General features: G+C 58.4%; 17 protein-coding genes. 1 reads left to right on the top strand and 16 read right to left on the bottom strand.

From position 1 onward, the window contains the following. Positions 1–2: 2 nt before the first annotated feature. From carB to ETHHA_RS00060, 7 genes are all read right to left on the bottom strand, one after another. The gene (gene carB, locus ETHHA_RS00090) at positions 3–3,206 is read right to left on the bottom strand and encodes a carbamoyl-phosphate synthase large subunit (protein WP_013483989.1); all 3,204 of its coding nucleotides are present in this window, start codon (positions 3,204–3,206) and stop codon (positions 3–5) included. After that, the gene (locus ETHHA_RS00085; protein WP_013483988.1) at positions 3,199–4,287 is read right to left on the bottom strand and encodes a carbamoyl phosphate synthase small subunit; all 1,089 of its coding nucleotides are present in this window, start codon (positions 4,285–4,287) and stop codon (positions 3,199–3,201) included. Before ETHHA_RS00085 ends, carB begins: the two co-directional genes overlap by 8 nt. A 54-nt stretch (positions 4,288–4,341) precedes the next feature. Further along, positions 4,342–5,274 carry an orotidine-5'-phosphate decarboxylase gene (pyrF, locus tag ETHHA_RS00080; protein WP_013483987.1) on the bottom strand — a complete coding sequence of 311 codons (933 nt, stop codon included), beginning with the start codon at positions 5,272–5,274 and terminating at the stop codon, positions 4,342–4,344. A 174-nt stretch (positions 5,275–5,448) separates the two neighbouring features. Continuing rightward, a complete protein-coding gene (locus ETHHA_RS00075; RefSeq protein ID WP_013483986.1) occupies positions 5,449–6,735 on the bottom strand; it encodes a dihydroorotase in 1,287 nt (428 codons plus the stop codon). Continuing rightward, positions 6,732–7,286, bottom strand: coding sequence for a bifunctional pyr operon transcriptional regulator/uracil phosphoribosyltransferase PyrR (pyrR, locus tag ETHHA_RS00070; protein WP_013483985.1), 555 nt, complete (start codon positions 7,284–7,286; stop codon positions 6,732–6,734). Before pyrR ends, ETHHA_RS00075 begins: the two co-directional genes overlap by 4 nt. Before the next feature lie 295 nt (positions 7,287–7,581). Continuing rightward, on the bottom strand, positions 7,582–8,988 hold the full coding sequence (locus ETHHA_RS00065; RefSeq protein ID WP_013483984.1) for an MFS transporter: 1,407 nt from the start codon (positions 8,986–8,988) through the stop codon (positions 7,582–7,584). A gap of 41 nt (positions 8,989–9,029) precedes the next feature. Then, positions 9,030–9,485, bottom strand: a complete 456-nt coding sequence (locus ETHHA_RS00060) for a MarR family winged helix-turn-helix transcriptional regulator (RefSeq protein ID WP_013483983.1) — start codon at positions 9,483–9,485, stop codon at positions 9,030–9,032. Positions 9,486–9,730: 245 nt separating this feature from the next. Here ETHHA_RS00060 and ETHHA_RS00050 point away from each other — a divergent pair, with 245 nt between their 5' ends. Beyond that, complete coding sequence (locus ETHHA_RS00050; protein ID WP_013483982.1) at positions 9,731–10,468, top strand: GH25 family lysozyme; 738 nt, start codon at positions 9,731–9,733, stop codon at positions 10,466–10,468. 66 nt (positions 10,469–10,534) lie between these two features. Here the strand turns inward: ETHHA_RS00050 and ETHHA_RS15360 are convergent, their stop codons facing one another. The 9 genes from ETHHA_RS15360 to dnaA form a co-directional block, all read right to left on the bottom strand. Continuing rightward, positions 10,535–10,684: a lmo0937 family membrane protein gene (locus ETHHA_RS15360; RefSeq protein ID WP_013483981.1), complete on the bottom strand. Its 150-nt coding sequence runs from the start codon at positions 10,682–10,684 to the stop codon at positions 10,535–10,537. 119 nt (positions 10,685–10,803) lie between these two features. Continuing rightward, positions 10,804–10,980, bottom strand: coding sequence for a lmo0937 family membrane protein (locus tag ETHHA_RS15355; protein ID WP_013483980.1), 177 nt, complete (start codon positions 10,978–10,980; stop codon positions 10,804–10,806). Positions 10,981–11,085: 105 nt separating this feature from the next. Next, a complete protein-coding gene (gyrA, locus tag ETHHA_RS00045) occupies positions 11,086–13,626 on the bottom strand; it encodes a DNA gyrase subunit A (RefSeq protein ID WP_013483979.1) in 2,541 nt (846 codons plus the stop codon). Between the two features lie 254 nt (positions 13,627–13,880). Continuing rightward, positions 13,881–15,809, bottom strand: coding sequence for a DNA topoisomerase (ATP-hydrolyzing) subunit B (gyrB, locus tag ETHHA_RS00040; protein ID WP_013483978.1), 1,929 nt, complete (start codon positions 15,807–15,809; stop codon positions 13,881–13,883). Positions 15,810–15,922: 113 nt separating this feature from the next. Further along, a complete protein-coding gene (gene remB, locus ETHHA_RS00035; RefSeq protein WP_013483977.1) occupies positions 15,923–16,207 on the bottom strand; it encodes an extracellular matrix regulator RemB in 285 nt (94 codons plus the stop codon). Positions 16,208–16,263: 56 nt separating this feature from the next. Continuing rightward, the gene (recF, locus tag ETHHA_RS00030; RefSeq protein WP_013483976.1) at positions 16,264–17,391 is read right to left on the bottom strand and encodes a DNA replication/repair protein RecF; all 1,128 of its coding nucleotides are present in this window, start codon (positions 17,389–17,391) and stop codon (positions 16,264–16,266) included. Further along, the gene (locus ETHHA_RS00025; RefSeq protein WP_013483975.1) at positions 17,388–17,603 is read right to left on the bottom strand and encodes an RNA-binding S4 domain-containing protein; all 216 of its coding nucleotides are present in this window, start codon (positions 17,601–17,603) and stop codon (positions 17,388–17,390) included. Before ETHHA_RS00025 ends, recF begins: the two co-directional genes overlap by 4 nt. Continuing rightward, on the bottom strand, positions 17,596–18,705 hold the full coding sequence (gene dnaN, locus ETHHA_RS00020) for a DNA polymerase III subunit beta (protein ID WP_013483974.1): 1,110 nt from the start codon (positions 18,703–18,705) through the stop codon (positions 17,596–17,598). The genes ETHHA_RS00025 and dnaN overlap by 8 nt, the downstream gene beginning before the upstream one ends. A gap of 306 nt (positions 18,706–19,011) precedes the next feature. Next, entirely contained in the window at positions 19,012–20,355 is a 1,344-nt protein-coding gene (dnaA, locus tag ETHHA_RS00015; RefSeq protein WP_013483973.1) for a chromosomal replication initiator protein DnaA, read from the bottom strand. Positions 20,356–20,685 lie beyond the last annotated feature (330 nt).

The following is a 20,685-nucleotide window of genomic DNA, read 5'->3' as shown; positions in this document are numbered from 1 at the left end:
GCTCAGCGGCGCTCCAGATGCGCAATGTCCACCAGCGGGACATCGGCCATACTCTTTTCCATCTCCAGGCAGGAAAGCAGCGCGCTTGCCGTGTCCAGCGAGGTGAGGCAGGGGATGGAGCGTTCCACCGTCTTACGGCGGATGCGCACGTCGTCAAGTTGCGGGGCACGGCCGGTGGTGGCCGTGGAGATCACATAGTCGATCTTGCCGCTGTCGAGCAGCGTGCCGATGTTCGGTTCCGGCTCACCCAGCTTGCGCACGGTGTTGGCCGCCACCATGTTGCTGTTGAGCGTGAGCGCCGTGCCCGCCGTGGCATAGAGGGTATAACCCAGTCTGGCGAATTTCTCGGCCAGCGGGATGATCTCCTGCTTGTCGCTGTCCTTCACTGTGAAGAGGACGTTGCCGTGGCGGCCTTTCAGGCGGTAACCCGCCGCCGTCAGCCCCTTGAGCAGCGCCTCGTCGAATGTTTTGGCGATGCCCAGCACCTCGCCGGTGGACTTCATCTCCGGCCCAAGCAGCGTGTCCACGCCGTGCAGCTTGGCAAAGCTGAACACCGGAACTTTCACGGCCACATAGCCGCCCTCCGGCCACAGGCCGGTGCCATAGCCGAGATCTTTCAGCTTTTGGCCCAGCATGCAGTGGGTGGCGAGGTCGATCATCGGCACGCCGGTCACCTTGCTGATATACGGCACGGTGCGGGACGAGCGCGGGTTGACCTCAATGACGTACACGGTTTCATTATACACCACAAACTGAATATTGACCATGCCGATGACCTTCAGCGCTTTGGCCAGTTTTTCGGTATAGTCGAGCACCGTAGCGCGCACAGCCGCCGAAAGCGTCTGCGCCGGGTAGACCGAGATGGAGTCGCCCGAATGCACGCCCGCGCGCTCGATGTGCTCCATGATACCGGGGACGAGGATGTCCTCGCCATCGCAGATGGCGTCCACTTCCACCTCTTTTCCCATAAGGTATTTATCGATGAGCACGGGGTTGTCGATGCCGTGCGCGGTGATGATGCCCATGTATTCGGTTACGTCCGTGTCGGCATAGGCGATAATCATGTTCTGCCCGCCCAGCACGTAGGACGGACGCAGAAGCACCGGATAGCCCAGCGCGCGGGCTGCTTCCAGCGCTTCCTCCGCGGTGAGGGCTGTATGCCCGGCGGGGCGGGGAATGCCGCATTTCTCGAGCACCGCGTCGAAGCGCTCGCGGTCTTCCGCTTCGTCCACGCCGTCCGCGCTCGTGCCGAGGATGCGCACACCGCGCGCCGCGAGATGGTTGGCCAGCTTGATGGCGGTCTGCCCGCCGAACTGCACCACCACGCCCCACGGCTGTTCGGTGGCGATGATGTTGTCCACATCTTCCGGCGTGAGCGGGTCGAAATAGAGGCGGTCGCCGGTGTCGAAGTCGGTGGAGACCGTTTCGGGGTTGTTGTTGACGATGACGGCCTCATAACCGTTCTCGCGCAGCGCCCAGACCGAGTGCACCGAGCAGTAGTCGAACTCGATGCCCTGCCCGATGCGAATGGGCCCGCTGCCGAACACCAGCACCTTCTTTTTGCCGTTTTTGTGCTCGTCCAGATACTGCGCCGCCTCGTTCTCCTCGTCCCAGGTGGAGTAGAAATAGGGTGTTTCGGCGGCAAACTCGGCCGCGCAGGTGTCCACCATCTTATAGACCGCGTGGCGCTTCTGCGGAATTTTCTGCCCGGACAGGCGCTCGATGTCGCCGTCGAGGAAGCCGCATTTTTTCGCTTCCAGATAGCGTTCCTCGATGAGCGCACCGTCTTGCAGCCCCTGCTCGACGGAGGCGAGATGCGCGAATTTGGCTAAGAACCAGCGGTCGATCTTAGTGACGGCGAAAATATCGTCCGCCGAAATGCCTCGCTTGATGGCTTCATATACCACGAAGATGCGTTCGTCGTCCTGATTGTGCAACAGTTCCCGGATCTCTCCATCCGTTTTTTCCGCCAGCTTGGGACTCGACAGGGTGGTGAGTTTGAGTTCGATGGAGCGCACGGCCTTCATCATGGCCAGCTCGAACGAGTTACCGATGGCCATCACCTCGCCGGTCGCCATCATCTGGGTGCCAAGCGTGCGGCGGGCATAAACGAATTTATCGAACGGCCACTTCGGGAACTTGACCACGCAATAGTCGAGCGCCGGTTCGAAGCAGGCATAGGTCTTGCCGGTGACGGCGTTTTTGATCTCGTCGAGCGTGTAGCCGATGGCGATCTTGGCCGCGACCTTGGCAATGGGATAGCCGGTGGCCTTGGAGGCCAGCGCCGAGGAGCGCGACACGCGCGGGTTGACCTCGATGACGGCGTACTCATAGCTGTCGGGGTGCAGGGCCAGCTGCACGTTGCAGCCGCCCTCCACGCCCAGCGCCGAGATGATATTCAGCGACGCCGAGCGCAACATCTGGTAATCTTTATCCGAAAGGGTCTGCGACGGGGCCACCACGATAGAGTCGCCCGTATGGATGCCCACCGGGTCGATGTTTTCCATGTTGCAAACGGTGATGACGTTGCCGAGCGCGTCGCGGATGACCTCATACTCGATCTCTTTCCAGCCCGCGATGCACTTTTCCACCAGAATCTGATGGATGCGGGAAAGGCGCAGGCCGTTGGTAGCGATATCGACGAGTTCCTCTTTTGTCTCCGCGATGCCGCCGCCGCTGCCGCCGAGGGTATAGGCCGGGCGGATGATGACCGGGTAGCCGATCTTTTCGGAGAACGCCACCGCGCCCTCGATGGACTCCACCACTTCGGACGCAATGCACGGCTCCCCGATGGCTTCCATCGTGTCCTTGAACGCCTGCCGGTCCTCTGCCTTGCGGATGGTCTCCGGGCGGGTGCCGAGCAATTTCACGCCCGCTTTTTCAAGAAAGCCTTCCTCCGCGATCTGCATGGCGAGGTTCAGGCCGGTCTGCCCGCCCAGCGTGGGGAGGATACTGTCCGGCTTTTCGATCTCGATGATGCGTTCCACCACTTCGGGGGTGAGCGGCTCGATGTAGATCTTATCCGCCATCAGCTTGTCGGTCATGATGGTGGCGGGGTTGGAATTGACCAGCACCACCTCGATGCCTTCTTCTCGCAGCGCCCGGCAGGCCTGCGTGCCCGCATAATCGAATTCCGCCGCCTGGCCGATGACGATGGGGCCGGAACCGATGACCAGCACTTTATGGATATCCGGATTCTTAGGCATGTTGCAGATTCCTTTCCTTCATCAACGCGACAAATTCATCGAACAGGTAGGCCGAATCGTGCGGGCCCGGCGAAGCTTCGGGGTGGAACTGCACGGTGAAGACCGGCGCGTTTTTGTAGCGCACGCCCTCCACGGTGCCGTCGTTGAGATTGACGTGGCTAACCGCGCCGACCTCCGCGCCGATGCTGCCGTCCACCACCGCATAGCCGTGGTTCTGGCTGGTGATGTAGGTGCGCCCGTGCGCAAGGTCTTTCACCGGGTGGTTGGCGCCGCGGTGGCCGTATTTGAGCTTTTCGGTGCGGCCACCCTGCGCCAGCGCCATGAGCTGATGGCCCAGGCAGATACCGAAGATAGGCGCGCCGCTCCGGAAGATCTCGCGCAGGTTTTCGATCTGTTTGCCGCAGGCCGAGGGATCGCCCGGGCCGTTGGAAAGCATGATACCGTCGGGACGCGAGGCGAGCACGTCCGCCGGGGAAGCGCTTGCCGGAAAGACGGTGACCCGGCAGCCGCGCGCCACCAGGCTGCGCAGAATGTTGACTTTATAGCCGTAGTCGAGCAGCGCGACGCGCAGGCCGTTTTCCGATCCTTCAGTGAACGGTTTTTCCACCGTGACGGCCTCCACCGCGCCGGATATGGAATAGGCGTTAATCGCTTCCAGCAGCGCGTCTTTTTCCGCCAGGCTGTCCGTGATAGCGCCGTTCATCACGCCGTGCTCGCGCAGCAAGCGGGTGAGGCGGCGGGTGTCGATGCCGCAAAGGCCCACCACGCCCTGTTCTTTCAAAAAGGTGTCCAGCGAACCGGCGCAGCGGAAATTGCTCGGCTGCTCGCAGTTTTCGCGGACGATATAGCCCCGCACCCAAGACCGGCGGGATTCCACATCCTCGCCGTTCACGCCGTAATTACCCACCAGCGGATAGGTCTGGGTAACGATCTGCCCGTAATAGGAGGCGTCGGTCAGCGTTTCCTGATAGCCCGTCATGCCGGTGTTGAACACCGTCTCGCCGATGGAGGTGCCGCGCGCACCGATGGACACGCCCTCGAACACCGTCCCGTCCGCCAACAACAGGTATGCCTTGGTCATGTGAAGCTCCTTTTCTTTTTCAGCGCCCGCCGTGCGGCGCGGCGCCGTTGCAGTTTATTTTGAATGATCCGCCAGAACGGCGTTCAGATCTTCCTTCATGCGCAGTGCTTCGCGCCGGGCCGCGCCCGCGAAATCGCGCTCGTTACAGCCCTCTTTCCGCCAGGCGTACAGGATGGCGCGGGAGCTGTTGACGATGGCGCCGTCGCCGTTTTCATCGAATGCGGGCGCCACGTCCCGGGCGCCGCCGCCCTGCGCGCCATAGCCCGGCACCAGGAAAAAGGTATGCGGCAGGTTCTGGCGCAGCTCGGCAAGCTGAGCGGGGTAGGTGGCACCCGCCACCAGCCCCACCGTGCCGTAACGCCCGGACGGTTCACCGCCCGCCGCCATCCCGCTCCAATGTGCGCATAGGTGTCCCAACAACGAATAGACCGGCTCGCCGTCCACCAGTTTGTCCTGGATCTCCCCCGAGGAGGGGTTGGACGTTTTGCCCAGCACGAAAATGCATTTGCCGTGCGCCTTGCAGACCTCCAGCGCGGGCAGCACCCCGTCGCTGCCCAGATAGGCGTTGACGGTAAGCGCATCCGCACCGAACGGGGTGATTTCCGCGCCCTCGATCTCCACCGTACCGAGATGCGCCCTAGCGTAGGCCGCCATGGTGGAGCCGATGTCGCCGCGCTTGGCGTCGGTGATAACGAACAGGCCCTTTTCGCGCGCATAGGCGATGGTTTCGGCCAGTGCTCGCACACCCGGCCAGCCCAGCAGCTCATAATAAGCCGCCTGCGGCTTGACGGCGGGCACCACGTCGCAGAGCGCGTCGATGATTGCCCGGTTGAACGCCAGCACCGCGTCGGCCGCCGCTTCCAGCGTTTTGCCGCGGCGCGCCACCGCCTGCTCGCGCAGGAACGCGGGCAGCTTGGCAAAATCGGGGTCCAGCCCCGCCACGGTGGGGTTCTGGCGGGCGGCTATTTTTTTACGCAATGTATCCATCGGCAATTCCTCCGGCGGGCACAGCGGGCATGACCCGCGTTCCCGTTCAAACAAGATTACATAGAGCTACATCCGCTCAACCGAAAGCGGGCACGGCCCGCTTTCCTATTTAAATGAAGCACGCGCACAGCCTGAAACGGGTACGGCCCGCATCCACGAGGCAGGCGCGGCATCTCATGTTTTGGAAAAGATGATGCATCCGTCCGAAATGGTGTAACGCACCTCGCCATAGAGTGTCATACCTTTATACGGTGTGTTGTGCGATTTGCTGTGCAGCGCTTCGGGCCGCACCGTCCACGGCGCGGCGGGGTCGAAGAGCACCATATCCGCGCGCGTGCCGATTTTCAGCCGCCCCGCACGGATTCCCAGCAGGTCCGCCGGCACGGTGGTCATTTTCCGGATCAGTTGGGGCAGGGAAAGGTGCCCCGGCCGCACCAAATAGGTGATACCTGCCGCAAGCGACGTTTCCAGCCCCACCACGCCGTTGGGCGCCGCGGTAAAGTCGGCTTTTTCTCCCGCGGTATGCGGCGCGTGGTCGGTCACGATGGCGTCGATGGTACCATCCCGCAGCCCTTTGATCACGGCGGCCACATCCGCTTTTTCCCGCAGCGGAGGATTCATGCGGTAATCCGCATCTCGCGCGTCCAGCAGGCTGTCGTCCAGGCTGAAATAATGCGGGCAGGTCTCACAGGTGACCGGCGCGCCCCGCCGCTTGGCGTCGCGCAGCAGCGCGACGGTGAATCGGCTGCTCACATGCGCGATATGCACGGGCGTGCCGGTGCTTTCCGCCAGCACCGCCTCTCTTGCGGCGTGCACCGCCTCAGTCGCGGCCGGGATACCGGGCACATCCAGTCGCTTTGCCGCCGTATCGCTGACAATGCCCGCGTCCGCAAGGCTTTCATCCTCGCAGTGGGAGATCACCCGCTTGCCCAGCGCGTGGGCCCGCCGCATGGCTTCCAGCATCTGCGCCGCGTCCCGCACGGGGTGGCCGTCGTCCGAAAACGCCACCGCGCCCGCTTCCGACAGCATCTCAAAATCGGTCAGTTCATCGCCCGCCTGCGCCTTGCTCACCGCCGCGATGGGAAACACCCGCACGCCGGTAGGTTCCGCCTGCGCGGCCTCATAAACGAGCACCGCCGGGGTGTCGGCCGCGGGGGATGTGTTTGGCATGGCGGCCAGCGCGGTGACGCCCCCGGCGGCCGCAGCCGCGCAGCCGGTTTCGATGGTCTCCTTGTGCGTCTGCCCGGGATCGCGCAGATGGACATGCATGTCTACCAATCCGGGGGAAAGATAGAGCCCGCGCGCATCCAGCACCGTGGTGCCCGCAGGAGCCGCCAGGTTACCGCCCGATTCGGCGACCGCGGCAATTTTGCCGTCTTTCACCAGCAGATCGCCCACGCCTGCATAGACCTCCTCCGGGTCTACCAGCGTCGCGCCTTTGATCAGCAACAGCCCGTTCATGCTTTTCCTCCGTTCTCACAGATTACCACGCGGTTTTCCCCGTCAAACTCCGTCACCCGCACAGCCACCGTTTCGTTTTGCGACGTCGGCACGTTTTTCCCCACAAAATCCGGACTGATGGGCAGTTCCCGGTGACCGCGGTCGATCAGCACCGCCAGTTGCACGCGCTCCGGCCGCCCTCTGTCCATAATGGCGTCGATGGCGGCGCGTACGCTTCGGCCGGTAAACAGCACATCATCCACCAGAACCACCCGTCGGCCTGTCACCTCGAACGGAATATCGGAGCCGAGCGGAGCGCGCGCCGGGCCGTCCTTCGCGTCCAGATCATCACGGTAGAGTGTGATGTCCAGAAAACCGGTGGATACGGGCGCGCCTTCGATGTCGGCCAGTTTTTCCGCGATGCGCGCCGCAATCACTGCGCCCCGCCGGCGAATGCCGATGATGCAAACATTCGCCGTGCCGTGGTTGCGTTCCACGATTTCATAGGAAATGCGCGCCGTGGCGCGGCACATCCCTTTTTCATCCATAATTTCGGCCTTGATCTTCTGCATACCGCGCCCTCTTTGGATACTCATCCGCAATTTTTGTATATTTATGCACAAATATCGTATAAAAATACGGTCCAGGCATGTCCCGGGCCGTTGAATGTACCGATGATGGATCTTGTGCTCGATCATCCAACCCTTTCCAGCCTCACGGGACCGGTTTAAAAGGCGAACTTGGCGGGCAGCCGCCCGCTCTTGCTGTGTTGACCTGTATTTTTATCAGTATACACCCTGAGGGCTAAAATGTCCAGAGAAAGCGGCAAAAAAAGAGGATTTCCGGCAGATTCCCATTTGCGGCTGCTCACGCCGTCCGTGTGCGTTTCGCAATGCGGACGAAGCAAAGCGCCAGTGCCGCGGCCGCACAGGCCCCGCAGAATAAAAATACCGGGGAAAAACCGCGCATGAAGGCATGCGCATCCATTGTCCCGGAGATGGAATTGACATTCAGACCGGCGGTGAATGAAAAAATGAGAACCGAGAAGGCCGTGCCGGACACAAACCCCAGATTGCGAAACAACGCGTTGATGCCGCCGGCGATGCCGAGCTGGGCAGGCGGCACCGTATTGAAAATATCCGAATTGTTGGGCGACTGGAACAGCCCGTTACCCACGCCGAGCGCAGCCAGGGCCACTATGATGACCCACATCGGCGTATCCTGCCGGACGAACGCGAGAACGAACAGGGCGGCAGCCGAAATGCCGGTGCCCGAAGCAGTGAGCGGCCGGGTGGACATACGGTCCGCCAACCGCCCGCTGAGCGGGGATACAAATGCCAGCACGATAGGGTAGACGGCAACGATCAATCCGGCGTGGAAAGCGTCATACCGCAACAGGTCCTGCAAATAAAATGGGATAAACAGCAGCGTGGCGCTCAGAGCGATGAAGATCAGATAACCCTGCAGCAATCCCAGACTGAACGGCTGCTTCCGGAAAAGCCCCAGATGCACCAGCGGGTCGGGGACGCGCCGCTCCGTATAGATGAAACCAAAAAGCGCCGCGGCGGCCACCGCCACCGCGGGCAGCAGCCAAATGGACGAGATGCTGCCCTGTTGGGCCAACAGCAACGTCAAAAACAGCACCAGGATACCCGCAGAAAAAAGAACGGCGCCCCTCCAGTCGAATGTCTGTTTTTCCGGATTCTCCATATGAGAAGGAAGCACGCAGAACGCCAGCACGGCCGACGCCACCGCAATAGGCACGTTGATGATGAAAATAGACGGCCAGCCGAATGCACTGACCAGAATGCCGCCCAGAAACGGGCCGGCCAGACTGCCCAGCGCCACCATCATGCCCACCTGCCCAAGCGCGCTGCCGCGTTCGCCCGGCGCAAATGTGCTGGTGACGATCCCCTGGCTGAGCGACATCATGGCGCCCGCGCCCACCGCCTGGATAATGCGGGCAATGATGAGAAATTCCAGTGATTTGGAGAAACTGCACAGCGCGGAACCCGCGGCAAAAAACAGAAAACCCGTGATGATGACGCCTTTTTTTCCGCGCAGGTCGGCCAGCTTGCCCCACAAAAGCAACAGCAGCACAATGGCCAACAGATAAGCGGTGCTGACCCACTGCACCGCACTGATTTCCACACGCATCTGTTTGGAAATATCCGGCAGCGCGATGTTGACGATGCTGCCGTCCAGCGTGGCCATGAACGCTTCCACGCAGGACACCGCCAGAATCAGATTTTTTCTTGTTTTCGATAATTCCAAAATGGGCACCCTCCCGTTTTCTCTTTTGCTTCCCGATCCCGTTATTCACCCGGCTGTTCAGAAAGGATAACGGCGAGCAGAGCATTGAACGTTGCGCGCGCATCGCCCAGCCGGCCAAAAAATTCCTCGTCGATCTGCCGGACTGCCGGAAAGGCCTCTTCCAGCTTCATCCGCCCTTTTTCCAACAGATAGACCGCGCTGGCGCGCGCGTCGTTTGGGTTGGCCGTCCGCTTCAAAAACCGCTTGCCTTCCAGGGTATGGATGATCCCGCAGACCGTCATCACATCCATGCCGGCCCGCTTGGCAATCTCCGCTTGTGTGGCAAATGCCTTTTGCTGTGTCAGACAATCCAACGAGGCCAACACACTGAACTGCGGATGCGTGATTTCCATTTTTCGCAGCCGCTTCTTGATCTCCGTGTGCCATCGGTTGTAGGTTTGGCTAAACAGATACCCGCTGGATTCGCCCGATAACGGCAACCCATCTGAAATATCCATCTGTTTTCACCTCCGCCCGGCCGTGCCGCAAACCGGCACGACCCACATTTATTTATAAGTACACTTATAATAAGTATGCTTATAATATACGGTTTTGCATTGTTTGTCAACACCAGCCGCCGGACTTTTCTTGCCTGCGGTTTTCGGGTGTGCTATACTGAAAAGGAAGAAAATGCGACGGATTTTGACAAGTTTGTGCTGGTTTTGTCTGTTGGCTTGTCGGATGATTGCCGAGGGGGGCATCTATGAAAACCGTTTTGGAAACCATCAAAGGGTTTTTCTCCAGTCTGTGGAACAAATTTTCCGCGCTTCCGAAGATTGCGCGCATCATCAGCATCACGGCCGGTTGTGTGGTGTTGGCGGGTCTGGTCGCGTTCGGCGCGTGGTACTGGTTCTATCCCACCACCATCTTGGGGATGGACGCCTCACATTACCAGGGGGCCATCAGTTGGAAGGCAATCCGGCAGAACAGCGGGGTGCGTTTCGTTTACCTCAAAGCCACCGAGGGCAAAGCCTATGTGGACGCCCGTTTCAAACAAAACTGGAGCGGAGCGGCCGCGGCAGGGCTGAAAGTGGGCGCCTATCATTTCTTCTCCACGTCCAGCAGCGGAGAAGACCAGGCAAAAAATTTCATTGCCACCGTGCCGAAAGAAAGCGGCGAATTGCCCCCCGCCATCGACATCGAGTCCTCCGTCACACAGGAAAGCGATTTTAAACAGCAGGTCGCCGATTATGTTAAACTGGTGCAGGCGCACTACGGACAAAAACCGGTCTTTTATGTGTCTGCCCGGATGTTTGACCTGTTATACGACCAGTTTTCCGATTATCCGTTCTGGATCATCAATTACAAAACCAAGCCGAATATCAAAGACTGGACGTTCTGGCAGTATTCTGAAAAGGGCAAGCTGCCGGGCGTGGACGGCTCTGTGGATCTTGACCGATACCATGGTTCTCGTTTCGCATTTTATTTTCTGTCGCTGTGATACATAAAGAATGGCAAAAAAGTTATCCACCGTTTTTCAAAAAACGGTGGATAACTTTTTTGCACGTCATAGTCTGCGTATGTTCCGTATGATCTTCACGATGACCAGCACAATCAGCAGGATGAGCAGCAGATGAATCAGCCCGCCGAACACATGCGCCAGAAGGACACCCAACAGCCAGAGGATAAACAAAACCGCGATAATCGCCCAAAACATGGCTTTCCTCCTCTTTCTTGCATATATTTCGACTATATGAGCATACCATAAGGCGGAAGGAAATACAATTACACAAAAAAGCCATCGGACCCCTATGGGGCCCGATGGCTTTAACCCTTCTATTTCATCGGCTCATGATGCTGGTCCGTCGTATGGCGAATGCTTTGCACGATTTTGACAATAATCAGCACCAGCGCGGCAATCAAAAGCAAATGGACGAGCCCGCCCAGCGTATAGGCGGCCAGTATGCCGACCAGCCACAAAACCAGAAGGACGCCCGCGATTACCCATAACATCACTATCCGCTCCTTTCGCAGATAGTGTATCCAATGGGAAAACAGAAATTCCTGCGCGGATTGTTCTGCTAAAAATGGCCGGACAGGAAATTTTTTTGTTTTTACTTAACTCTGGGGTTTGTTGTCTGTGCTGCCGCCGTCCGGCTTCTCACTGTTTTCAGCGGTTTCCGTTTCCGGCTGCTCCGCGTCTTCCGGGGAGGTCTCCGATTCTTCTTCGCTTTCTTCCTCATGCGCGGCGCTGGTAACGGTGACCACCTTGGTCTCTTCGCCCACGCGCATCACACGCACACCCTGCGCATAGCGCGAATAAACGGGGATCTCAGCGACCGGAACGCGGATGACGACGCCGTCCGACGAGATGAAAAGCGCATCGTCGCTTTCTTCCACCACACGCAGACCGGCGACCGGGCCGGTCTTCTCATTGATGTTGTAACTGGTCAGCCCCTTGCCGCCGCGGTTCTGCACGCGGAAATCCTCAAACGGCACACGTTTGCCATAGCCGTTTTCAGTGATGAGCAGCAGGCTGCCGGCGCCGTTGGGCACCGTCACACCCACCACATAATCGCCGCCTTCCAGCGAAATGGCTTTCACACCATGCGCGGCGCGGCCCATCGGGCGCGCGTCGGTCTCCACAAAACGGATGGCGACGCCATTTCGGGTACCTACAAGAATATGGGCGCTGCCGTCGGTAAGCAACACGCCCACCAACTCGTCATCCTCCTCCAGCAGAATGCCGATCACGCCCGCCTTGCGCGCGGTGTCGTATTCCTTAAGCGACGTGCGCTTGACGATGCCTTTTTTCGTGACCATGACCAGGTAGCAGTCTTCCTCAAATTTGGGCACCTTAATCATGGCGGTGATGTTTTCATCCTGCGCCACCGGCAGGATGTTGGCCACATTCATCCCCTTGGACGTGCGGGAACCTTCCGGCACTTCATAGCCTTTGAGCCGGTAGCACCGCCCGTGGCTGGTAAAAAACAGCACAAAATCATGCGTGGAGCAGACAAACAGTTCCCGGGCCACGTCTTCTTCGCGGCGGGTGAGACCGTTAACCCCGCGCCCTCCGCGCCGCTGAGAATGGTAAGCGGCCGCGGGCAGGCGCTTGATATAGCCGAAATTGGTAAGTGTGAGCACCACATCTTCGACAGGGATAAGGTCTTCGACATCTACCTCACCGCTAACGTTTTCAATGCGGGTACGGCGCTCGTCGCCGAATTTCGCTTTGACCTCAAGCGCTTCCTCTTTCACAATCTGCAGAATGCGCTGCTCGTCCGCGAGGATAGCTTTAAAATTCGCAATTTTGGTTTCCAGCGCGGCCAGTTCTTCCTCGATCTTTTCGCGCTCCAGATTGGTGAGCTGGCCAAGTCGCATCTGCACAATGGCCTGCGCCTGAATATCGTCCAGCTCAAAGCGCTCCATCAAGGCGGCCTTGCCTTCGGGAATGGACTTGGACGCGCGCAGAATGCGAATGACCTCGTCGATGAAATCCAGCGCGATCTTCAAGCCTTCGAGGATGTGGGCGCGCTCTTCGGCCTTGCGCAGGTCGTATTGGGTGCGTCTTGTGACGACCTGCTCCTGAAAATGGATGTATTCGGTGAGGATATCGCGCAGGGGCAGCACTCTGGGGTGCCCATTCACCAGCGCAAGCATGATGACCGGCACCGTTTCCTGCAACTGGCTGTAGGTATACAGCCGGTTGAGCACCACCTGCGGATTGGCGTCACGCTTGAGTTCGACCACGATGCGCAGGCCCTCGCGGTCGGATTCATCGCGCAGGTCGGAAATGCCCTCAATGCGTTTTTCCTTGTGCAGCTCCGCGATGCCCTCGACGATGCGCGCCTTACTCACCATATAGGGGATCTCGGTGACGATGATGCGGCTGCGGCCGTTGTCGTCCTCCTCAATGGTGGCTTTGGCGCGCAACGTGATGCGGCTGCGGCCCTTGACATAGGCTTCCCGGATGCCGGCGCGCCCCATGATGATGCCGCCGGTGGGGAAATCCGGCCCCTGGATGTGCGCCGTCAGTTCTTCCAGCGTGGCGTCCGGATTGTCGATGAGCAGGGCCATACCGTCGATGACCTCGCCCAGATTGTGCGGCGGAATGTTGGTCGCCATGCCCACGGCGATGCCCGACGAGCCGTTGACCAGAATATTCGGAAAACGCGACGGGATGACGATCGGTTCCTTGCGCACATCGTCGAAGTTCGGCTGAAAATCCACCGTTTCCTTTTCGATGTCCTGCAGCATCTCCAGCGAGATGCGGGACATGCGCGCCTCGGTATACCGGTAGGCCGCCGGGCCGTCGCCGTCGATCGAACCAAAGTTGCCGTGGCCGTCTACCAGCGGATAGCGCAGCGAAAAGCTCTGCGCCATGCGCACCAGCGCGTCGTAGACCGACGCGTCGCCGTGCGGATGATAGCGGCCGAGCACATTACCGACCGTGGTGGCCGATTTGCGGTAGGCATTGGTCGGCAGCAGGTTGTCCTCATACATCGCGTACAGGATGCGGCGGTGCACCGGCTTGAGTCCATCGCGGACATCCGGCAGCGCACGCGACACGATAACCGACATGGAATATTCCAAAAAGGATTTTTCCATTTCCTCCCGTATCTCGACCGGTATCAGCTTTTGTCCATCAAAATTCATCGAATCCTCTTTTCCTGGCTCAGGGTCGATCGTAAAACAAATCAGAGCCGTGCGGATACAACACGCGGCGCGTGTTTATGCCCGAAACCTTTTTTCTTTGCTTGTTGTCCGGGTTTCGCCCGGTGGAGGGGCCTTTATCTTTTTTGTGTTTTTCGACTATATCCGGACGGTCTCCCGGCGCCTTCCCGTTCAGGCTAAAAATGACCGGTTCAAACGGCGCTTGCCTGAATCTGCGTGCAGGCTCAGTCTGCCTACTAGACGTCGAGTTCGCGGACCTTTCCGGCGTTGACCTCGATGAATTCGCGGCGCGGCTCCACCTTGTCGCCCATCAGGATGGTGAATATTTCGTCAGCCGCAGCGGCATCCTCCATATCCACCCGCAGGATGGTGCGCCCGTCCGGGTTCATCGTGGTCTCCCAAAGCTGGATGGGGTCCATTTCACCCAGGCCTTTGTAGCGCTGGATATCGCATTTGCCGCCCATTTCGGCGATGGCGGTGTCACGCTCCTTATCCGAAAACGCGTAGACGGATTTTTTGCCTTTGGAAATTTTGAAAAGCGGCGGCTGGGCGATATAGATATGCCCTTCCTCGATGAGCGGACGCATGAAGCGGAAAAAGAACGTGAGCAGCAGCGTGCGAATGTGGGAACCATCCACGTCGGCATCGGCCATGATGATGATCTTGCCATAGCGCAGCTTGGAAATGTCGAAATCCTCGCCGATGCCCGTGCCCAGCGCCGTGACCACCGGCATCAGCTTTTCGTTGCCATAGACTCTGTCCAGCCTTGCCTTTTCCACATTGAGCATCTTGCCCCACAGCGGCAGGATGGCCTGGAATTTTCGGTCGCGCCCTTCTTTGGCGGAGCCGCCGGCCGAGTCGCCCTCCACGATGTAGATCTCAGTGTAGGTATTGTCCTTATCGGAACAGTCGGCCAGTTTACCGGGCAGGGAAGCGGAATCGAGCGCCGATTTGCGGCGGGAAAGGTCGCGCGCCTTACGGGCGGCCTCACGCGCGCGGTTGGCCGCCAGCGCTTTATCAAAAATAGAGCGCGCCACCGCGGGATTTTCCTCGAAATAGGTCATTAGCTTGTCGTAGAGCATGCCGTCCACCAACTGGCGCATTTCGGTGTTGCCCAGCTTGGCTTTGGTCTGGCCTTCAAACAGCGCTTCTTCCAGCTTGACGCTGATGACCGCCGTCAGCCCTTCTCGAACATCTTCGCCCGAGAGTTTGGAATCGGAATCCTTGAGGATGTTGTATTTGCGGCCGTAGTCGTTGAAGACACGGGTGAGCGCCGATTTGAACCCGGTTTCATGCGTGCCGCCCTCCACCGTGTGGATGTCGTTGGCGAAGGAATAGATGACCTCGTTGTAGCTGTCGTTGTATTGCAGCGCCACCTCGGCCATGCTCGTTTCGGCCGACGCGGAGAAATAGATCACATCCGGGTGCAGGGCGGTGAGTCCTTTGCGCTTGTGCACATATTGCACAAATTCGCGGATGCCGCCCTCGTAGCAGAGCGAGTCGTTACGGCCGCCCGGCTCACGTTTGTCTTCCAGAACGATACGGATGCCCGCGTTCAGAAACGCCTGTTCGCGCAGACGGGCAAGGATGATGTCATAATCGTAGACACAGGTTTCAAAGATCTCGCAGTCGGGCTTGAACGTAATGATGGAGCCCACGCGGTCGGTGTCCCCGACGATTTCGAGTTTGGTAACGGGCGTGCCGCGCTCGTACCGCTGTTGGTAGAGCTTTCCCTCATGCGCCACTTCAACTTCCAGCCATTCCGAAAGGGCATTGACTACTGAGGCGCCCACGCCGTGCAGGCCGCCGGATACCTTGTAGCCCCCGCCGCCGAATTTACCGCCGGCGTGCAGCATGGTGAACACCACCGTGACCGCCGGGATACCCATTTTGGGATGGATACCGACCGGAATGCCGCGCCCGTCGTCCGTGACGCGGATAACGTTTTCGGGCAAAATTTCCACATGGATATTGTGGCAGTACCCGGCGAGCGCTTCGTCGATCGCGTTGTCCACGATCTCATAAACCAGATGGTGCAGACCGGGCGAGCCGGTGGAACCGATGTACATACCCGGGCGTTTGCGCACGGCTTCCAGCCCTTCCAGCACCTGGATCTGGTCGGCGCCATAATCTTTATTTTCCGGTTCCAACTGATTCTCGTTCATCTTTTCCGCCATTTCTCCGCGCGCCGGGATAAATCCGGCCTCTGTGGTTTCCCGCCGCGCGGAACGGGAAATGACCGGTGATATTCTAACCGCTCAAACGGTAAACCATATCGTCATGCGTCGGTGAATCCGGGCGCCGCGCTCCTCTTTAAAAGAGTTGTTGACGAGATTTGCGAAATATATACTTTGATATGCGGCCCGTCCTCGCTTTTGCTTTTTTCATGACAGACCACAAAGGATTTTGGAAGCTCCTCGGTGACATTGACGACCAGCCCCGCCTGTTGGGCATGCTTGAGGTATTCGCGGGTGATGGCCGAAATACTGGTGGTATCGATATCAAAGATGCCGACGATGTCCTGCAGGCGCACAACGGTATCCTGTCCGATATGCAGATACATGGTCTCCTCCTTTTATCAGGAAAAGCAACTATACGGAAATGAGGCTGCCATTTATGTCAAGACGCATGAAAACCGCGACGAATTTGCCCGTTTGAGAGGGAAAAGACCGCGCCCGCGGAGGACGCGAGTTCCTGTGGGTCGCAACAGGTAATGAAGACCTGCGCACCATCGATGTGGTGCATGAGATAATCCCGCCTGGAACCGTCCAGTTCGCTGAACACATCGTCGAGCAGAAGCACCGGCGGTTCCCCCATCACGTCGGTCAGCACTTCCGCTTCGGCCAGTTTCAGCGCCAGCGCCGCCGTGCGCTGCTGCCCCTGCGAAGCAAAGGAGCGGGCGGGCCGCTCCGCGACTGAAATCGTCAGATCGTCCCGATGTGGACCAACGCCGGTGACGCCGGTTTCCAGATCGGCGCGGCGGCGCTCTCGCATCGCCGCACGCAATGCCTGTTCGATTTCCGACGCGTGGCGGCCGGGATCATCCAGCACATTTTGCAGTCCTTTTGCGCTCTCATACCGGAAAGCGGCCTGCTCATGGCTGTTCGAGATAGACTGGTGCAGGCGTTCCGCCTTGGGGAGCAGCCGGGCTAGGTAGCGCAGCCTTGCGTGAAGAATGGCCGCGCCCAGTTTGCCGACGCGTTCATCCCAGACGTCCAGCGTATCCAGCAGGTCCATATGATGCGGGATGTCTTTGAGCAGAGCATTGCGTTGAATGAGCGCTTTGTGATAAGCGGCAAGGATGGCCGCGTGGCGCGGGCGCAGGGGGCAAATGGCCTCATCGAGGAACGCGCGGCGGACCGAAGGCCCATCCTTGACCAGTGAAAGGTGTTCGGGCGAAAAAATAACGGCGCAAAATTCCCCGGACAGGCCGGCCGGACTTTGCAGCGGCACGTCGTTGAGTCGCGCGTACCGGCGTCCCTCCCGGATGGAGAGAACCGCTTCCTGCAATCGGCCGCCGGCGGTGAACGAAAGGCTGAGATCGGCTTTTTCAGCCTGAAAACCGACCAGTTCGCTGTCTTTCGCGCCGCGGAAGCTGCGCGCGCCGGTGAACAACCAGATAGCTTCCAACAGGTTGGTTTTGCCCTGCGCGTTTTGCCCATAGAAGATATTGACCGACGGGTCGGGTTCCAGCACGGTTTGTTCCAGGTTTCGGAATCCCTGTAAAGACAGGCGGTGAACGATCATGGGGTTATGACCTGCCAAATGTGGCCGCCGCATGTTACTTGATCGCCGGGATGGAGCTTTTTACCCCGCAGTAAGCAGACGGCCCCGTTAACCTGCACTTGTCCGCTTTGGATGGCTTCCTTGCAGCCGCCTCCGGTTGGAAAAGCGCCTGCAAGTTTTAAAAGCTGTTCCAGCTTAATGAACGGGGTCTGAATTTCAATCGGTTCAGCCATCGGCGTTCAGCCTCACGGGCAGCACCAGAAAGATGAAGGCGTCGCCGTCCGGTGGGCAGATCTTCATGGGGGAAAGCGGCCCGCCGAGCTGGATGCGCACTTCGTCGCAGTCGGCTGCTTTAAGCGCATCCATCAGGTAACGGTTGTTAAAACCCATTTCACAAGGCTCGCCTTCAAAAGCGGCGCTGACTTCGTCATAAACCTTGCCAATGCTGCTGCTGCATTTGATGCGGATGCGGTCTGATTCGAAGATGCAGCGCACCGGTGATTTCAGGCGGTCGGTAATGAGCAGGGAGGCACGGTCGATGCTGTCCGTCAGCGCACGCGCGTTCACGCGCGCATGCGCGGTGGTGTTGCCGCCGAGTACGCTTTTGTAGTCCAGAAACTGCCCTTCCAACAGGCGGGAGATGACCGTGTACCCGGCGATGTCGAACAGGATGTGCTTTTCACCGACGGTAACGGTGATCTTCTCATCGCTTTCAGAGTGCAGCAGCTTGGATATCTCCGCCAGTGTTTTACCGGGAACAACAAATGCGAAACTGCCGTCCTGTGTAACAGGCTCGGTGCGAATGGCCAGGCGGAATCCGTCCACCGCCACCAGGCGCAGGGTTTTTTCCTGCAGTTCAAACAGGATGCCGGTGTGAATGGGGTTGCTTTCGTCGGTGGAGATGGCAAAAATCGTCTGCCGGATCATACTGCTCAGCAGGTTTTCAGGCAGTTCGATGGAAGCGCCGTCCGAAAGGGAGGGCAATTCCGGAAATTCCACTGCTGGCGTACCCAGGATGGTAAATTCGGCGGCGCCGCTTGTCACGATGGTCAGCAGTTTGTCGTCGCTTTTGACTTCGACGGTGTCTCCCGGCAGTTTGCGGACCATATCGGCAAAAATTTTCGCGTTGAGCACGATTTCGCCATCCGATCGGCATTCCGCTTCGATGGTGGTGGAAATGCCGAGCTCGAGGTCATAGGCCTGCAGAATGATCTGGTGGTCGCCTGTGCGGATAAGGATGCCTTCCAAAGCAGGCATGGAGGTCTTGGAGGAAACGGCGCGGCCGGCTACGGCGAGCGCTTCCGCAAGCTTTTTGGTATTGCATCGAAATTGCATGATCCGTGTTCCTTTCTTTACAGAATAGAATAGCTTATTTTAAGAGAAGACGTAGTAGGGGCCGTGGATTTGTGGAAAAAAGGCGCGAAGCCTGTCGGAATCGGGGCTGGCGGCACAGGACCGTTGTGAAGTGGGCTGCGGAAGGGTGTCGAACTTTTGGGGAAGCTTTTGGTTTTTTCCACCGGTGGGTGAATGCTGTGGAGTGAAATGACGCGAAAAGTGGAAGGATTGGTGGAAAGAATGGTGTGGGGCGCTGTGTTGGAAAGAGAGCGGGGGAAAAAGGGGAAACCCGCCGTGGTGGAAAAGTCAGTTGGCGCGGATGTTTTTAATGATGTCTTCCACGGTTGCTTTCAGATGCGGTTTGTTTTTCATGTCGTCCTCTACCTTCTGGATCGCATAGACGACGGTGGAATGGTCACGTCCGTTAAATTTTTCTCCAATGGCGGATGTGGACATTTGTGTGATTTCCCGGATGATGTACATGGAGACCTGTCTGGCGGTCGATACGTTCCCCGATCGCATCTTGCCCTTGATATCATCCGCGGACACGCCGAATGTGCGCGAGACCTCGCCGATGATGCGGTCGATGGTGACCGGGACCGGCTGGTTGTCGTTGAGAATGTCGCGGATGGCGTTCTGTGCGATGGCGATGGAAGGCGGGTCACCCGTGAGAAGGTTGTAGGCTTTGATTTTTTTGACGGCGCCTTCCAGCTGGCGGATGTTGTTCTTCAGCCGGTTTGCAATGTATTCGTCCACTTCATCCGGGATGTTGATGCCGAGCAGCTCGGCCTTGCGCCGGATAATGGCGAGACGCGTTTCAAAATCCGGGGGCTGGATGTCTGCCAGCAGGCCCCACTCAAAGCGTGTGCGCAGGCGGTCTTCCAGTGTCTGGATCTCTTTGGGCGGCCGGTCGGACGTGAGTACAATCTGTTTTTTGGATTCGTAGAGCGAGTTGAACGTATGGAAGAATTCCTCCTGGGTGGATTCTTTGCCCGCCACGAATTGGATATCGTCCACCAGCAGCACGTCGGTCTGGCGGTATTTGTTGCGGAATTGGATCTGGCTGTTCTGTCGGATGGATTCCACCAGTTCATTGGTAAAATCTTCGCCTTTGATGTATAAAATCTTGCTGTTTGGGTTGTTTTTCAGAATCTCATGGCGGATGGCGTGCAGCAGGTGGGTCTTGCCCAGCCCGGACCCGCCGTAGATGAACAGGGGATTGTAGGCCATGGCTGGCGTGGATGCCACGGCCATCGAGGCCGCATGCGCGAATTTATTGGAAGAACCGACGATGAACGTGTCGAACGTGTATTCATAATCGGCGCTGGCGTAGGTCTGCTCGATGTCTTCCGGGTTCTGGGTGACGACGAAGTCGTATTGGGAACGGTAGCCGTTTGGTTTGTCGTCTTCCGTCACGATGCGGATATCGACAGGAAAGCCCAGAATATGCTCGAACCCGTCTTTCAACAGCTGCTTGTAGCGGTCGTAGATGATGTTGCGCTGAAAATCGGAACGGACAAAAAAGACCGCTTCATTGGAGTGGAGTTCCACGGGTTCCATGCAGTAAATCCATGTTTTAAATGCCACATCGCTGATTTTTTCTTTGCAGAAGAGGCAAACCCCTTCCCAGACTTCTTTAAAGGACTGCATGTGTGTCCATACCTCCGCTCCGAATATCCACAAAGCTGTGGAAAACTCTGTTGAAAAAGTTGAAAAGATGTGAATCGATACCTGAAAACGCAGGGAAAGCGGTGAAAACAGCGTCAAAAACGGTTTGCCCGCTTTCTTTTGCAGAAATTAGCAGAAAAAGCCCGCTGGCACGACACCGGCGGACAGGGGATAACCCAAACAGACCATGCGGGGACGCTGTTTGCCGCCGTGACGTCACGGCGGCAAACAGGCTGGTTTTCACCATGGATCTATATGTTTGAAAAAATCTGCATCTGCAGAGAAAGATGCGCATATAGTGATGCATTTGAT

This window comes from Ethanoligenens harbinense YUAN-3, assembly GCF_000178115.2.
Classification (GTDB): domain Bacteria; phylum Bacillota; class Clostridia; order Oscillospirales; family Ethanoligenentaceae; genus Ethanoligenens; species Ethanoligenens harbinense.
Note: the sequence above shows the minus strand (reverse complement) of the source record. Positions and strands in the feature narration are given on the sequence as shown.

What these genes read in the sequence shown, in the direction of transcription:
- ETHHA_RS15355 (WP_013483980.1), bottom strand. Translation starts at nt 10,980, where the DNA reads ATGTTATGGGTAATCGCGGGCGTCCTTCTGGTTTTGTGGCTGGTCGGC.
- ETHHA_RS00085 (WP_013483988.1), bottom strand. Translation starts at nt 4,287, where the DNA reads ATGACCAAGGCATACCTGTTGTTGGCGGACGGGACGGTGTTCGAGGGC.
- carB (WP_013483989.1), bottom strand. Translation starts at nt 3,206, where the DNA reads ATGCCTAAGAATCCGGATATCCATAAAGTGCTGGTCATCGGTTCCGGC.
- gyrB (WP_013483978.1), bottom strand. Translation starts at nt 15,809, where the DNA reads ATGAACGAGAATCAGTTGGAACCGGAAAATAAAGATTATGGCGCCGAC.
- ETHHA_RS00075 (WP_013483986.1), bottom strand. Translation starts at nt 6,735, where the DNA reads ATGAACGGGCTGTTGCTGATCAAAGGCGCGACGCTGGTAGACCCGGAG.
- pyrR (WP_013483985.1), bottom strand. Translation starts at nt 7,286, where the DNA reads ATGCAGAAGATCAAGGCCGAAATTATGGATGAAAAAGGGATGTGCCGC.
- remB (WP_013483977.1), bottom strand. Translation starts at nt 16,207, where the DNA reads ATGTATCTGCATATCGGACAGGATACCGTTGTGCGCCTGCAGGACATC.
- ETHHA_RS00060 (WP_013483983.1), bottom strand. Translation starts at nt 9,485, where the DNA reads ATGGATATTTCAGATGGGTTGCCGTTATCGGGCGAATCCAGCGGGTAT.
- ETHHA_RS00050 (WP_013483982.1), top strand. Translation starts at nt 9,731, where the DNA reads ATGAAAACCGTTTTGGAAACCATCAAAGGGTTTTTCTCCAGTCTGTGG.
- pyrF (WP_013483987.1), bottom strand. Translation starts at nt 5,274, where the DNA reads ATGGATACATTGCGTAAAAAAATAGCCGCCCGCCAGAACCCCACCGTG.
- ETHHA_RS15360 (WP_013483981.1), bottom strand. Translation starts at nt 10,684, where the DNA reads ATGTTTTGGGCGATTATCGCGGTTTTGTTTATCCTCTGGCTGTTGGGT.
- gyrA (WP_013483979.1), bottom strand. Translation starts at nt 13,626, where the DNA reads ATGAATTTTGATGGACAAAAGCTGATACCGGTCGAGATACGGGAGGAA.
- dnaA (WP_013483973.1), bottom strand. Translation starts at nt 20,355, where the DNA reads ATGCAGTCCTTTAAAGAAGTCTGGGAAGGGGTTTGCCTCTTCTGCAAA.
- ETHHA_RS00025 (WP_013483975.1), bottom strand. Translation starts at nt 17,603, where the DNA reads ATGGCTGAACCGATTGAAATTCAGACCCCGTTCATTAAGCTGGAACAG.
- recF (WP_013483976.1), bottom strand. Translation starts at nt 17,391, where the DNA reads ATGATCGTTCACCGCCTGTCTTTACAGGGATTCCGAAACCTGGAACAA.
- dnaN (WP_013483974.1), bottom strand. Translation starts at nt 18,705, where the DNA reads ATGCAATTTCGATGCAATACCAAAAAGCTTGCGGAAGCGCTCGCCGTA.